The sequence below is a fragment of the Fibrobacter sp. UWCM genome (genome assembly GCF_900129735.1).
GTDB lineage: Bacteria > Fibrobacterota > Fibrobacteria > Fibrobacterales > Fibrobacteraceae > Fibrobacter.
Window position 1 is genome coordinate 183,454 of the sequence record NZ_FQWR01000005.1, and the last position, 14,048, is coordinate 197,501.

Consider the following 14,048-nt stretch of genomic DNA (forward strand, 5'->3'; position numbering starts at 1 on the left):
CGCTACTTTATGACGATTTTCTGCACGAGATTCGCTGACCCGCTGCGCACGCGAACCATGTAGAGCCCGTCCGCAATGCCGTTCAGTTCAACGGAGCCCTTCTCGCACTTGGTGCTGAACACTGGGCGTCCCTGCATATCGAACAGTTCAACATTTGCGGACTGCGTGCCTGCGATAAACAGCGTGCGGCCTGCAGCGTGCATGGTGACGCTGCCCGGGCCTGCAGTTTGCCGAATCACTATGGTGCTGTCCAGACCAGTCGAGTCGGTGACGGTCGTGTCGTTTGCGGTCGTGTCCGCAGCGACGGTATCCTGCGGTGGCTCGAAGTTTTGGAGCCTCACCAAAATGCTATCGAATGCCGGTTTCGGTTTCAGGTTATCGTCGTAGATAAGGCCCTTCTGCCTGTTGAGCCCTCCAAGCCAGCTCCATTTATCGGATACGCCCCAGATCAGGTACGTGTCCGCATTCGGTTCTTCGAGGATAATGTCCAGGTATTCACGGAAGGTCTTTCCCTGGCGTTCGAGATCGCTCTTGCTCACGTTGATGCCGCTCTTGAATCCGATATCGAGCTCGGTGATTTTCAGCTTGATGTTGAGCTTTGCAAGTTCCCTGGCAAGCGAACGGAGGCTGTCCGGCGAACCGATAAAGTGCTTGTCGGTGGTGGTGTCCTCGACGTGCGTCTGTGAACCCACGCAATGGATAGGAATGCCGTTTGCGACCCAGCGCTTCACCTGTTCCAGCAAGAATCCTGCCTTGGCTTTCGGGTTGACTCCCTGTTCGAGGTTGTAGTCGTTGTAGCAGAGTTCCGCATCTGGGTCGGCGGCGTGTGCCCACACGAAGGCGGAGTCGATGAACTCGGGGCCGATACCCTGGTACCATACGGAGTAACCGCGCCACTGGGGTTCGTTGTTGCTGATAGCTTCGTTTACCACATCCCATTCGTCCACCTGGCCTTTCCAGTGGCCGACCACGTTGTCGATGTGGTTCTTGAGAACGGAGAGCAGTTTTTTCTTGTCGTTCTTGTAGTTGTTTACCCAGTTCGGGACCTGGCTATGCCAAGCCAAAGCGTGGCCACGGACGCGCATGCCGTTCTGCTTTGCGTACCTGACCATCTTGTCGCCGTTGTTGTAGTTGAACCTGTTTTCGCTAGGTTCGGTCGCGTCGAACTTCATCTCGTTTTCGGCAACGACGATGTTGAACTGCGTCTTGTGAACTTGTTCGTACTGCGAGGGAAGGCCGCCGCCAAACCACTGCGAGTTCAAGATGGCACCGATGTAGATGCCGTTCTTTTCTGCGTATGATCTGAGGGTTTCGTCTGCGGCGAAGGTACTTACGAATCCTGCGCCAATCAGGGCTACGCTGAGCACAAGCCCAGACACGGGAAAAAGGTTTCTCATTGTTACTCCTTGTTTTTCCCTAATACCTATGCACCCATATATAAAATAAACAAAAAACGGGTAGGTAGGTGTAAATTAACCGAAACAAGAAGTTCCGATTTTTTTAGGAGTGACTTTACGGATTTCCTGAAATTTTACTGAATTTCGTGATTTCTTCGCTTAGGTCGAGCCCCGAGATGGAGGATTCCAGAGACTTTGCCTGGGCAAGAATTTTCCCGGCGAAGGCGTGCGTGGCGGGCGATTCCGGGTCGGCAATCCTGTGATTCGCGCCCTTCATGAACTTTTCCACCTGGACGATCTCTGCGCGGGTCTTTTCGCTGCAGTAGGTTTCGGTCATGCGCTCGAAGATGTACTCTTCTGCGGTTTGGGACAAGTGAATCATATCGTCGGCATAGAAGCGATAGTCGCGCAGTTCGTCCATCACGATTTCGTAACTCGGGAAGTAGCTGACCGGCAAGGTCCCTGAGCTAGCCGAAGGGGCTGTGGTGACTTTGTTTATTACGTTATTTACAGCGAGTTGCAACGTCGCCTTCGAAAGCGTGTTGTTGTGTGCGCCGTCGCCCATGTGCCGCAGTGGCGACACGGTGAAAACGATATGGAACTTCCTGTCGTCATCGCGAACACCAGTGCTAGCGCCATCGCGAATAGTGATGTTTGCTTCGTCATCGCGAGCCGCAGGCGTGGCGATCCAGTCTTGATTCTTGATACGGCAAATGCTTTCGACGATCTCCCGAAGCGCCTGTGCCGCCTCATCTACGGTAATCATCCTGCGTTCAAAAAGTGCGGGGTCTTGCCGGTGGCAGTTCGCAACCGCGCGGCCGTGCGCATCCCCGTTGCCCGCCATGGCGGAAGCGTCCTTGAGGTAGTACACGAACGCAGTCCCGAGCGTGATGAACACGATATCGGCCTGCTGCAGGAATTCCCGCGTGCGTTTTGCGGCCTCGTTCAGTTTTTTGATGCATTCCTCGCGCGTCGCACCCGAGAGCGAACCGTGCGCATCCCAGCTGTACCAGGGCCCGCGGGCATCTTGATTCCCTCTGGCGTCCTGTTTCCCGCTAACATCCTGAAGCCCGCGGGCATCTTGAAAAACGTCGCTCTCCCCGAAAACTTTCCCGTCGGCAATCGCCCTAATCTGCCTTGCGATAGATACCGGGTTGTACACCGTCCCGAACGGGTTCGCGAGCACGCCAAACTTGCGTGCAGCAAACTGTGCCGATATGTTGTCTGCAAAGCACGACCCGAAAAACGCGATGCGGCTCGTGTAATCGATGCGAATGCTCGATGCGGGAATGTCGATTTTGGTGAAAAGTTCCATGCCGTAAATATAGGTAAAGGCGGACTCCTTGAAAATAAGCGCGGCTTTGCATTATAGAAAAATGCAAATTTTTTATGAATTTTTAAATTACTGTCGAAATTTAAGTAAAAACGCAATTTTTGTATTGCAAAATAAGTTGACTTTTGCGAAATAAGAGGTATATTTGGTAACGTGAAGCCCTCGGAAGCGGGGCTTTGTCAGGAGGAAAAATGAAAGATATCTTTGAATATACGGGCTACCGCCAGTACATCGCGGATTTTTACGCCGAAAGGAAGGTAAAGTCTGCGTTTACCTGGCGGGAGTTTGCAAGGATGGCGGGGTTCTCCTCGTCGGTCCATTTGAAGTATGTGAGCGAGGGGCGTTTTAACCTTGGCGAAGATGCCGTCGAGCGTGTGGCAAAGGCCATGGGGTTAAGCGGGAACCGGTTGGAATATTTCCGCGCGATGGTGGAGTTCGACCATGCCGTTACGGACAACATAAAGAAGGAAATCTTTGACAGGATGCTCTCCATTGCAAAGCAGAGCAATGCCAAGGTTATCGAGGGCGATGCGTTCCGTTATTTCGACAGCTGGAAAAATCCGGTGCTTCGCGAACTTGCTCCCGCCATGCCGGGCGCAAAGCCCTTGGCGCTGGCAAAAGCGTGCCGCCCGAAGGTCACTGCCGCTGAAGTCAGTGAATCGTTGAACTTTCTTGTCAAGGCGAATCTGCTCTTGAAAGATGCTAATGGCAACTACGTGCAGACCGACAAGTTCGTGACGACCGGCCCGATGGAGGCTGCACCCGTCGCCATTCGCGGGCTTCACCGCCAGATGGGTGAAATCGCGCTCGATGCAATCGAGGGCGTTCCACAAAACGAACGCCACTTTTCGGGCGTGACGCTGGGTATTACGCGCAACGCCTACGACAAGATTGTCGCGGAACTGGATGCGTGCCGCAGGAAGATTATCGAAATTGCCACCGCGGAAGACGAGACGGACGAAGTGTACCGCCTGAATCTCCAGTTTTTCCCGATGACGAACAAACAGAGCTTAAATAAAAAAGGTTAGGAGGAAACCATGAGTTACTTAAAAATGAGCAGTAAAATTTTCTGCACACTGGCGATGCCGTTCGCCATGATGTTCGCGGCATTCCAGGCAAGTGTACTTGTCGCGTGCTCCGACGACAAGTCTGTTGCGGGTGGCGCTTCCGAAGAGACGAGGATTATTGCCGGCCTTGAGAATATCTCGATTCATGGGCGTGCCCGCATGGTGGTGCCTTGGAAAAACGACGATAAGATCAAGCATATTGACGTGGTCGGACTCGAGGCGGGTACGAACGTTTCTCTTTATGAGTTGGATGCGAAAACATTTGCGAAGACGGGTGTCGTGTATGCGGGAGTCGTCGGCGATAGCGGAAATTTTGCCTTTGAAAAAGTGACGTTGAAAAGTCCTTACGTCCTCATCGAAGCGGAACGCCTGCCTCCTCAGAACGCCTATGTTTATAGCGTGTTTACGGATGTCCGCGATACGGGTGAAATCAGCATGGATGTGATGACTCGTCTGGAGGCCTTGCGTGCAGTTCGTCTTGCGGAGTCGGGAGAGTCGTATGCGGAGGCGAAAGAGCGGGCGAAAGCAGAAGTCCTTGAAGCATTCGGCATATATGACGCGCCCGATGGTATCGGCGAAGCTGACGAAGTGGAGTACACGGCAATTATATCTGCCATCTCAAGCACGCTGCCCACGAGCACCTCTAGCATATACCCCATTTCTTTACCTCTTGAAAATCGGACCATTAACAAGTTGTTCGCCTTCACTGCAGAAAAGGGATACTTCCTGGGTACGGATTCTCTGCTGGACAAGAGCTTTGTCGATATAGTCCTTTCAAATTTCGAAGGCTTGAAAAGGGCGTTTAGTGTTCCTTTTGAAGCGTACCATAAACTGGGAGACGCCTGGACCCGTGACTATCAGATAAATGAACTCATGCTCAAGTACTATGCAGGAATGTTGTCTGTTGCATATAACGTGGAGCGCTGTACCCAGGATAAAGAGGGGAAGGTCTCCAATATACAGGTAAGCGATTATTACGAAACGCGGGTGACTGCTGTTCGCCTGGTCTGCCACTCCGGAAATTGGCATCTGTCGGTGCCCGAGGTAGAGCACACGATGGGTACGATGACCGATGCTCGTGACGGAAGAGAATACAAGACGGTGACGATTGACGTTGGTGGAACTCCGCAGACCTGGATGGCGGAAAACCTGAGGTATGAATTGCAGGAAGGTGCGTCGTGCGACGAAGAGTGGGGTTTTGTTGATGGCTGCTATTATTCGCAACTTGCGGCGATGAATCTCGATAGTTCTTACCTTGTGTTTGATTATCCGTACGAATCCCTGGAAGCCTGCAAGGCGTATTGGGAAAGCGAGAATAGCGTTCCTTATGGCGGTATCGATGCTTTTTGCGAAGAATCGATGGATGCCGGGACTCATTCAAAACTAGACTATGAAAAAATTGATGTGAGCGATTCTGCGAAATACCAGGGCGTGTGTCCCGATGGGTGGCGGCTCCCCAGGCCTCAGGAATGGATTGACCTGTTGTCGGCGGTTCAGGCGTATTCCGGCGAGGACGAAAAACCGGAAACTCTCAACCTCTTTGACCTTTCTCCGTTAGGCAATCCTGCGGGATTCGGGTTGCATGCGCACTATTCGATAATGTGGTTGGGCCAGACTCCGGATTTTGTCCCAGACCCGTCATCGGGACTGCTGACAGTCGATGGTGCAGTGCTTGCGACGGCTCCTGCCAAAGTCATGTTGAAGGACGATTTCGGCTATGACATGTTTATGGCGATAGCAAATCAAGTTTGGATTGGCTTCACCAAAATGGATTTTTCTGAAAGCTTTACACGAATTGCGGTCCGCTGCGTCAAGAACTAATATGTCGCACTTCTGTTAGGAGGGAAAGCAGGAGGAGAAAGGGGAAGGAGGAAAGAGGAGGAGAACAGGAAGGCAGGCGAAAGCCCGCCTTCTTTTATATTCTGAATTTATCGTGTAAATATGGCGATTTTTAAAATAAATAGAAAAAACCGCAAAATTTAAGCAAAAATTTTAATTTTTTATTGTAAAACTATTGACTTTTGAAAAAAATGGAGTTATATTTGTTCTTGTTAGGAGGAAAAATGAAGGATATACTTGAATACACAGACTACCGCCAGTATATCGCGGACTATTATGCCGAGAGAAAGGCAAAATCCGCGTTCACCTGGCCGGAATTTGCGAATGCGGCGGGGTTCACTTCGCCGGTCTACCTGAAGTACGTAAGCGAGGGGCGTTACAACCTGAGTGGCGAGGCGGCAGTTCGCGTTGCGCAGGCAATGAAACTTGCGGGTTTCGAACAGGAGTATTTCTGCGAAATGGTCAAGTTCGACCATGCGAAGAAGGATGCCGAGAAGAAGGCGGCGTTCAGCAGGATGCTTGCGATTGCCGATGCGCACAAGGCGAAGGTCCTGGAGGGGGACTCCTTCCGGTTCTTCAGTGACTGGAAAAATCCGGTGATTCGCGAACTTGCTCCCGCCATGCCGGGCGCAAAACCGCTCGCGCTTGCGCATGCTTGCCGCCCGAAGGTGAGTGCCGCCGAGGTGAGCGAGGCGCTCAAGTTCCTCGTGAATGCGGACTTGCTCAAGAAAGACGAAGACGGCAATTACCAGCAGACGGAAAAATCGGTGACGACCGGCCCGATGAATGCGACTCCGGTCGCGGTGCGTGGGCTTCACCGCCAGATGGGCGAAATCGCTCTCGAAACAATTGAGGGCGTGCCGCAGGATGAAAGGAATTTTTCGGGCCTTACGCTCGGTGTCACGCGCGATGCCTACGAGGAGATTGTGCGGGAGATTGCTGAGTTCCGCAAGCGCGTCATTGCGATTGCTACACGGGAAGATAAAACGGATGAAGTCTATCGCATGAACATTCAGTTCTTCCCGATGACGAACAAGAATACAAATAAGAAGGGTTAGGAGGATATCATGAAGTACCTTGAAATGAGCAGGAAGTTTATCTGCAGTGTGGCGATGCCGCTCGCCCTGATGTTCGCGGCGTGTTCTGACGACAAGTCTGTTGCGGGCGGTTCTGCCGAAGAGACGGGCGTGTATGCAGACCTTGAAAATATTACGGTTGCCGGTCGCGCCTTGAACCTGTACGTGACAGCACGGGAGGTTGGTTCGGGCGACGAGAAGACGGTTGCGGTTGTCTCGGGGTCTGCCTATGCCGATGGTGCCCAGGTAAAGATTTTCGGAGTCGATACCGCGACGTTCGAGATTTCCGAAGAACCGTTTATCCAGGCAATATCGGATAGGGATGGAAATTTTGAGGTGAAGGATGTTTCTCCTAACAGTCCGTACGCCGTTGTCGAGGTTTCCGGAAAGATAGCTTTCGCTGCGAAGAACCCGTATGCCAGAAGGGACGGTTCCGATATCCCCGCGGACTCGATGGCGACTTATAGGGCTGCTGTAGACTTGCGAGAAACAAAAGATGTGAAGGTCAATATCCTTACGACTCTTGCGTCGGCTCGTACCTTGGCTCTTGCAAAATCGGGTCTTCCCTTTGCGGAGGCGAAGGCCATGGCCGAAAAGGATGTGCTGCTTGCGCTCGGGATACGCGATTCCCTGGATGCGTTTGACAAGGTGTCCTATTCGCAGAAAACGAGTTCCATTTTCCCCGTGTTTATCATGGCCAGCTACCTGTTCAAGGGTGTCCCCGATGCAGTTGATCGAGCTGCGGCAGATATCGGCGAGAATGGGGGCTGGAGATCGATCGTTTATGACCGTTACCTGGACAGTAAGGGAGTGGAATACCGTTACCACTTGCTTCGCGAGCCGGAGTTCCTTGTCCTGTTGGGGTTAGATTCGGGCGATGCCCGTATTGCGGAATTGGCCGAAATGTATTTGTTCAATGTGGTCGAGGTGCTTGCTGAGAGAAAGGGTCTTTGCACCGACGATAGGGAAAGCGAAAAGAATGAGTTCGGCCTTTACAGTGACTTTGTCTGTGAATCTGGCTATTGGGTGCTGCACGATAAGGAATTGGCCTACCAGAAAAAGTTCGGGACAATGACGGACGAACGCGACGGCAAGAAGTACAAGACATTTACTGTTGAATACAAGGGCGAGTCCAGAACTTGGCTGGCGGAAAACCTGAATTATGTCGTCGACAATTCCTGGTGCTATAAAGACGATTCAGCCAATTGCGAAAAATACGGACGCCTGTATTCGATGTGGTCCACGTTTGACATTCCTCGTGATACCCAGTACATCGCTGCTATGTGGGCGCGGGATTCTATCTGGAAGTATCAGGAAGAGAATGACGTGGAGGAGTACGAAGGGTATGAACAGGTTTACCAGGAGGCAAGAGAGCGCCTGTTGGGAGTTCTGGATTCGATTGATGGTCGGGGCGTTTGCCCTGAAGGGTGGCGGATTCCGACTCCGGATGATTGGGGGCACTTGTTCAGCGCCATCTATGAGGTCGACGAGAATGCCGACATTGTCGCTGCCTTGAAATCTAAAACCTGGACGAAGGGGATTGACGGGCGGGATATCATCGGGTTCAATATGTTGCCCGCGGGTGTTGCTGACCGTCGGACATACCCGAGCTGGATTGACAACGAGTACTTCCTTGAAGAGGGGGTGACGGCGGATGATTTCCTGTTTGTGAACGGATTCATGGACTATGACATGGGAAATGCGGCCAGCTATATCTTCTTAGGCGAGCATGGCGAAGCGGAAATAGTGACATCGCGTTCCATTTATTCGGTGGGCGGGGAGGCGGCCTTCTTTAGGGTACGCAGTGACCGTCAAACGGTGGGCCCCTCGGATCCGGAAGAAGGCAATCCTGTCCGCTGCGTCAAGAACTAATATGTCGCACTTCTGTTAGGAGGGAAAGCAGGAGGAGAAAGGGGAAGGAAGAAAGAGGTGGAGAACAGGAAGGCGGGCTTATGCCCGCCTTTTTAAGACCGCTCGTTCGACATATAGGGTATAAAACCTCCGGTTTCTCACGAGCTCTCCCCTACGACGGCTTGTTGATACGAGTCGTCTCCGGGTCGCGATGACCGCTCGTTCGTGTTTCTGTGAAGTGCGTCACGCGCGGGTGTCGTTTTGGGGCGAAACGCGTTCCAAGTTGGAATAAAAATGGGGTCGCAATCGGGTCTGCCCTATACTATATTGAATAAGATGTTCCCATTGTTTCTACTAGTCGCATTCCTCGTGCCTGCCGCCTTCGCGCAGGACGTGTTCATTACCGTCGACCAGTTCGGGTACCGCCCCGACGCTAAGAAGGTCGCCGTGCTGCGTAGCCCCGAGATGGGTTACGACGCTTCGCTCTCGTACACTCCGGGCGATGTGATGGAAGTCGTGGACAGCGCGACCGCGAAGGTCGTATTTTCCGGAGCACCGGTCGCCTTCCAGGAAGGTGCGATCGATACCGCGTCGGGCGATAAAATCTGGTGGTTCGATTTCTCTTCGGTGAATACGCCGGGCACTTACTTTATCCGTGACAAGGCAGATAACCTGAAGCAGTCGTTCTACTTCCGCATTCGGGACGATATTTACAATGACATCTTGAAGGCGGCGATGCGCATGATGTTCTTCCAGCGTGTAGGCATGGCGAAAGAGGAAAAGTATGCGGGCAAGGACTGGGCCGATGATGTGAACCACGCGCAGGACAAGACCGCCCGCCTGTTTACGGACAGCACGAATGCCGCGACGGAACGTGACGTGAGCGGTGGGTGGTTCGATGCGGGCGACTTCAACAAGTACACCATCTGGAACGGCAACTACATCGAGACGCTCCTGCGCGCCTATATGGACGTGCCCCGTGCATTTACCGACGACTACAACATTCCCGAATCGGGTAACGGGATTCCCGATATTCTCGACGAGGTGAAGTGGGGGATGGATCACTTGCTCCGCATGCAGAATGCTGATGGCTCGGTGCTCTCGGTGGTCGACGAGGACCATGTATCGCCTCCTTCGGCGGCGACGGGCCGCAGTTACTACGGCGCACCCAACGCGATGTCCGCCTACTCTGCGGCGAAGGCATTCGCGCTCGGTTCCATAGTTGCACAAAAGCGCGGGAACACCGAATACGCGGCGACGCTCAAGGATGCCGCCCAGCGTGCCTACAAGTGGGCCGAGGCGCACCCCGATTCCATGTTCTACAACAACAAGGCGGAATATGGCACCAAGGACCTTGCGGCAGGCCAGCAGGAAATCGATACCAGCTACACGACGGGTGCGCGCTTCGCAGTGAAGGTTGCATCTGACTTCGCGATGTACGAACTCACCGGCGACGCGAAATACCTCGGACGTTTCGAGACGACTCCCGATAGCCTGCCCCTGATGCGGCAGTACGGCAGCTGGGCGCTCGACCAGTACCGCGTTGCGCACGACCTGCTCTATCTGCAGTACCTGGGCTACAAGGATGCGGATGCCGACGTGAAGGGAATCGTGCAGGAACGCTTCGTCTCGATTTTTGGACAAAGTAAGTATATTGCGGCGGGCCTGGGGCATGACGGCTACCGTTCCTACATCCGCGATTACAACTGGGGTTCCAATTCGGCGAAGGCTTCGAGCGGGCTCCTGTTCGACCTGATGGCGGGTAGCGGCGGAGCGACCTCTGCGGAGGCGGGCGCGTGGCACGAAGCCGCGGAAGATTACCTGCACTACCTGCACGGCGTGAACCCGTTCGGCATGGTGTATCTCTCGAACATGGGTGGCTACGGTGCAGGCAAGAGCGTCACCAAGTTCTATCACGGATGGTTTACGGGCGACAATCCCGCTCCGGGCTACGTGACGGGCGGCGCGAACTCCCGCTATGCGTGGGCGGCCTGTTGCAAGCAGTACGATGCCGACAATTCTGCGAAGGGTTGCGGGAGTGCCGCGAACAACGCGCTCTGCTATGCGGTATCGCTCCCGGTCGGGGAACCGCACGCGAAGATGTACGCGAACATCAACGAGGGCTGGCCCATTGATTCCTGGGAACTCACGGAACCCTCTCTCGGGTACCAGACGGCGTATATCCGGCTCATTTCGCGATTCGTGAAGCAGAAGGGCGTGGATATCGGGGAAAAGTTCGGGCGCGACTCGACGGATGCCGTGATGCCTGTCGCCGCGCCGGTGCCGAACCTGAATGTAGCGCTTGCGGGCAATACCCTTGAGGTCGTGAGTTCGGGCGACATTCGCGAAATCCGCCTGTTCGACGTGAACAATCGCGAAACCCTGCGCTGGAACGGCGATGCCCGCCGCGTTTCGCTGGATATTTCCACGCTGAAGCCGGGAGTGTATGCCGTGAGGGCGGTTTCGGGCGCAAAAACGGTGACTCGCCTGGTGCTCAGGCGGTAGCCGCACTGAAATATTGTATCTTTAAGGGACATGTTCCGCTTGTGAACGAAGGAATTGATTATGAAACCTGGTAAGACCGAACTTCGCCTGAACGCTGAAATCGAGAAACGCGGTGCGCTTTTTGCCGTGCTGCTCGACCCCGATACATCCGACGAGGCCGCGTTCGTGAAGGCGGGCGCGATGGCCGCGGAGAACGGTGCCGACCTGCTCCTGGTGGGCGGTTCTTACCTGGGCAACTTCACGCTCCCGAAACAGGTGGCTGCCCTTAAGGCGAATGTGGACTTGCCGGTGGTGCTGTTCCCGGGTGGAGCGTCTCAGGTGGTGCCCGGTTTCGACGCGATGCTTTTCATGACCCTCGTGAGTGGCCGCAACCCGAACTACCTGATTGACGAGCAGGTGCGCGGTGGCGCGCTCGTGCGTGCGCTCAACATGGAAGCCATCCCGACGGCCTACCAGCTCATCAACAGCGGCAAGCGCACGACGGTGGAATATATCAGCGGTACCATGCCCGTACCCGCGAACAAGCCTAAGCTCAGCATGGTGAACTCCATCGCGGCAGAACTCATGGGCATGCGTTACGTGTACCTGGAAGCCGGTAGCGGAGCCGAGGAGCCCGTACCCGTGGAACACATCGCCTACACCCGCAAGGCGACCGAGATGACCATCATCACCGGCGGTGGAATCAAGGACCCGCAGACGGCCGCCGTCCGCGTGGCCGCAGGCGCGAACATCATCGTGACCGGCACGCTGTGGGAAAAGGTCGAAGACCCGGCTCTCTTGAAAGAATTTGCCGCCGCCATCCACGTGAAAGGCTGAAAAGCTTCGTAATACTTCGTTGCCCCCGACCTCACGTACGCTTAGTACGCTACGGTCGGTAAGGCGCCTCGTCTTACTCGCTTTTGAGCCTTTCAGAAAAACTCATCATTTTACTTCGTTGCCCCCAACTTTAAATGCTGTCATCCTCGGAGCATAGCGGAGGGGATCCATACATTTCTATACCCTCACTTTTTCTCCCTAGCGCGGGCTGTGCAAACTCGACCCGGATTTTGTATATTCTATCTGTTGTATGCAAATATCGGAAAAAATATTTAAAGCGGTCGAGTTTTTTAAAAAGAAGGATTTGTGGGCGAAAATCGCCTTTACCATAATCTTTCTTTCGTATTTGTTTTTGATTCGCTCATGCCATAATCCGGTTGAGGGGGATACGTTTCCTATTTATGAGTATGGAGATAAAAATCTAAAGCAGTGCGAATTGGATGGCAAGAAACTTTTCCTAGAACGGGAGAATCTGAACGATTCCTTTTGGTATGACTTTTTTGTTGGTTCTGAACATCTTTATGTTTGGCATCTCCAATACCAGGACGATGATAACATTAAGAAAAATATTTTGACTTACAAATTTGCGCCCCGTGGAGGTATTGGGGCTGTTGTTCAGGGGACGAGTATTGGGATAGATGAACGGCAAGATTCTATCGTAATTATTTATGGTGCAGAACCACTAGAAGGCTTTACAATAGAGCCTGGCCCGTTTAGCGATAAAGTTGTAATCCAGGATGCGCACCACCCTCGGGGAGTTGACACGGCACACTGTTTTATGAGGTGGTCCAATTGATCCAGAAATTGATAGATAAGTTCTTTACTTTGACTGCATTTGTTTCTGCGGCGTGCTTGACCGTTCATTATACGCCGTCAGCCTTTATAAAAGGGACCTATAGCTTTTGGTCGGACGACGTTCTGCTGTTGCTATTCCCTTTAATGACGTTGATTTCGGCTATTTTGTTGTTGCTTGATTTGTTCTCGCTGAAAATAGAGATTGTCCAAAGAAAGGTTTGGATGATTTTTGCGGCAGTTGGTGTTATTCCGATTATGCCTTTTGCCTTGTTTGGATTCTGCGCTTTTATATTAGACTTAGGTTATTCTTTTATACTCCGCTTGTTTTAGAAAGGGTATCTTTTTTCCAAAAAATAGAGTATATATAAAAGCATATACTCGAGGTGTTTATGGACAAAAGGTTCACTTTCGCGTTTGCGCTTGCCTTCGCGGCAGTGCAGTCGTTCGGTGCCGTGTATTACGTGGCAACCGACGGAAGCGACAGTGCGGCGGGCACAAAGGACAAGCCCTTTGCGACGCTCAACAAGGCAAACAAGGTGGTGGCCGCGGGCGATACCGTCTGGATTCGCGGCGGCATCTCTTTTTGAACTGCGACTCCCACGACAATTACGACCCTACAGGACGCCAGGGCGATGGCGAGAACGCCGACGGATTCGGGGTGCATTACCAGTTCGATGGCGACACGACCAAGTTCTACGGATGCCGCGCTTGGTGGAATAGCGACGACGGCTTTGACGTACTTGCCCAGGAATTCCCCGTGGTCGTTGAAAACAGTTACGCCATGGGGAACGGCTATATCCATTACGGGACAAGCAAGCCGCCTAGTTTCTTGAAACTCAAGAAGGGGAGCCGCGCCATTGACAAGGGCGAAGATCTCGGTTTCCCGTTTGTGGGCGAGGCGCCTGACTTGGGTGCATTCGAATACGGTCTTTCGAGCAGTTCTGTGGCGTCATCTGGTTCTGTTGCTGAATCATCTTCTGGAACGGCCCGAATCATGCCGCAAAGGACGCCTGACGGCGAAACGCCCGCCCGCAAGGGTTACCGCGACCTCAAAGGCCGCCACTACGAAAAGCTGATCCGCTATCGCGTGATGTTCTAGCGGTTTTGTTTGCTACAACTTGCGAATCTCTTCTTCGGAAAGGCCAGTATACCGAGAAATTTTATCAATCGGTTCCTTATCCGCGAGCATTTCCCTTGCCATTTTGCGTTCACGTTCGGAGACACTCTCGGCAACCTTCGCGTTGATCTCGTCCGCGAATTCTTCAAAGATGCCGTCGACCATGGCGTTGTGGTCCCATTCCTTGTGATACACTTTCTGGTAGGCCTCGAATTCTTTCTTGGAAAACTTAGACACTTTTGAACTTTCCGT

The 14,048-nt window shown here is 53.1% G+C and carries 12 protein-coding genes and 1 pseudogene; 10 read left to right on the forward strand and 3 right to left on the reverse strand.

The window, feature by feature from the left end:
- Window positions 1-2: 2 nt before the first annotated feature.
- Together BUB22_RS05305 and BUB22_RS05310 are read right to left on the reverse strand one after the other, a co-directional pair.
- Window positions 3-1,397, reverse strand: coding sequence for an endo-1,4-beta-xylanase (locus tag BUB22_RS05305; RefSeq protein ID WP_073114219.1), 1,395 nt, complete (start codon window positions 1,395-1,397; stop codon window positions 3-5).
- A 115-nt stretch (window positions 1,398-1,512) separates the two neighbouring features.
- Window positions 1,513-2,712 (reverse strand): GSCFA domain-containing protein, encoded by a 1,200-nt coding sequence (locus BUB22_RS05310; protein WP_073114220.1) that lies wholly within the window; start codon window positions 2,710-2,712, stop codon window positions 1,513-1,515.
- Between the two features lie 209 nt (window positions 2,713-2,921).
- Here BUB22_RS05310 and BUB22_RS05315 point away from each other — a divergent pair, with 209 nt between their 5' ends.
- From BUB22_RS05315 to BUB22_RS17065, 10 genes are all read left to right on the forward strand, one after another.
- Window positions 2,922-3,758 (forward strand): TIGR02147 family protein, encoded by an 837-nt coding sequence (locus BUB22_RS05315; protein ID WP_073114221.1) that lies wholly within the window; start codon window positions 2,922-2,924, stop codon window positions 3,756-3,758.
- Between the two features lie 9 nt (window positions 3,759-3,767).
- Window positions 3,768-5,618, forward strand: coding sequence for an FISUMP domain-containing protein (locus tag BUB22_RS05320; protein ID WP_073114222.1), 1,851 nt, complete (start codon window positions 3,768-3,770; stop codon window positions 5,616-5,618).
- Window positions 5,619-5,860: 242 nt separating this feature from the next.
- Window positions 5,861-6,694 (forward strand): TIGR02147 family protein, encoded by an 834-nt coding sequence (locus BUB22_RS05325; protein ID WP_073114223.1) that lies wholly within the window; start codon window positions 5,861-5,863, stop codon window positions 6,692-6,694.
- A 9-nt stretch (window positions 6,695-6,703) separates the two neighbouring features.
- Window positions 6,704-8,584, forward strand: coding sequence for an FISUMP domain-containing protein (locus tag BUB22_RS05330; protein ID WP_073114224.1), 1,881 nt, complete (start codon window positions 6,704-6,706; stop codon window positions 8,582-8,584).
- 315 nt (window positions 8,585-8,899) lie between these two features.
- Window positions 8,900-11,068 (forward strand): glycoside hydrolase family 9 protein, encoded by a 2,169-nt coding sequence (locus BUB22_RS05335; protein WP_175547243.1) that lies wholly within the window; start codon window positions 8,900-8,902, stop codon window positions 11,066-11,068.
- Window positions 11,069-11,128: 60 nt separating this feature from the next.
- The gene (locus tag BUB22_RS05340; RefSeq protein WP_073114226.1) at window positions 11,129-11,884 is read left to right on the forward strand and encodes a phosphoglycerol geranylgeranyltransferase; all 756 of its coding nucleotides are present in this window, start codon (window positions 11,129-11,131) and stop codon (window positions 11,882-11,884) included.
- Window positions 11,885-12,134: 250 nt separating this feature from the next.
- Entirely contained in the window at window positions 12,135-12,680 is a 546-nt protein-coding gene (locus BUB22_RS05345) for a hypothetical protein (RefSeq protein ID WP_073114227.1), read from the forward strand.
- Window positions 12,677-13,009: a hypothetical protein gene (locus BUB22_RS05350; RefSeq protein WP_073114228.1), complete on the forward strand. Its 333-nt coding sequence runs from the start codon at window positions 12,677-12,679 to the stop codon at window positions 13,007-13,009. Before BUB22_RS05345 ends, BUB22_RS05350 begins: the two co-directional genes overlap by 4 nt.
- A gap of 59 nt (window positions 13,010-13,068) precedes the next feature.
- Window positions 13,069-13,266, forward strand: coding sequence for a right-handed parallel beta-helix repeat-containing protein (locus BUB22_RS17060; protein ID WP_073114229.1), 198 nt, complete (start codon window positions 13,069-13,071; stop codon window positions 13,264-13,266).
- Window positions 13,263-13,778 carry a right-handed parallel beta-helix repeat-containing protein gene (locus tag BUB22_RS17065; RefSeq protein WP_073114230.1) on the forward strand — a complete coding sequence of 172 codons (516 nt, stop codon included), beginning with the start codon at window positions 13,263-13,265 and terminating at the stop codon, window positions 13,776-13,778. Before BUB22_RS17060 ends, BUB22_RS17065 begins: the two co-directional genes overlap by 4 nt.
- Before the next feature lie 12 nt (window positions 13,779-13,790).
- Here BUB22_RS17065 and BUB22_RS05365 read toward each other — a convergent pair.
- Window positions 13,791-14,048 (reverse strand): annotated as a pseudogene (locus tag BUB22_RS05365) (hypothetical protein); the annotation flags it as partial.

Coding starts and splice junctions, on each gene's coding strand:
- BUB22_RS05305 (WP_073114219.1), bottom strand. CDS start 1,397: ATGAGAAACCTTTTTCCCGTGTCTGGGCTTGTGCTCAGCGTAGCCCTG.
- BUB22_RS05310 (WP_073114220.1), bottom strand. CDS start 2,712: ATGGAACTTTTCACCAAAATCGACATTCCCGCATCGAGCATTCGCATC.
- BUB22_RS05315 (WP_073114221.1), top strand. CDS start 2,922: ATGAAAGATATCTTTGAATATACGGGCTACCGCCAGTACATCGCGGAT.
- BUB22_RS05320 (WP_073114222.1), top strand. CDS start 3,768: ATGAGTTACTTAAAAATGAGCAGTAAAATTTTCTGCACACTGGCGATG.
- BUB22_RS05325 (WP_073114223.1), top strand. CDS start 5,861: ATGAAGGATATACTTGAATACACAGACTACCGCCAGTATATCGCGGAC.
- BUB22_RS05330 (WP_073114224.1), top strand. CDS start 6,704: ATGAAGTACCTTGAAATGAGCAGGAAGTTTATCTGCAGTGTGGCGATG.
- BUB22_RS05335 (WP_175547243.1), top strand. CDS start 8,900: ATGTTCCCATTGTTTCTACTAGTCGCATTCCTCGTGCCTGCCGCCTTC.
- BUB22_RS05340 (WP_073114226.1), top strand. CDS start 11,129: ATGAAACCTGGTAAGACCGAACTTCGCCTGAACGCTGAAATCGAGAAA.
- BUB22_RS05345 (WP_073114227.1), top strand. CDS start 12,135: ATGCAAATATCGGAAAAAATATTTAAAGCGGTCGAGTTTTTTAAAAAG.
- BUB22_RS17060 (WP_073114229.1), top strand. CDS start 13,069: ATGGACAAAAGGTTCACTTTCGCGTTTGCGCTTGCCTTCGCGGCAGTG.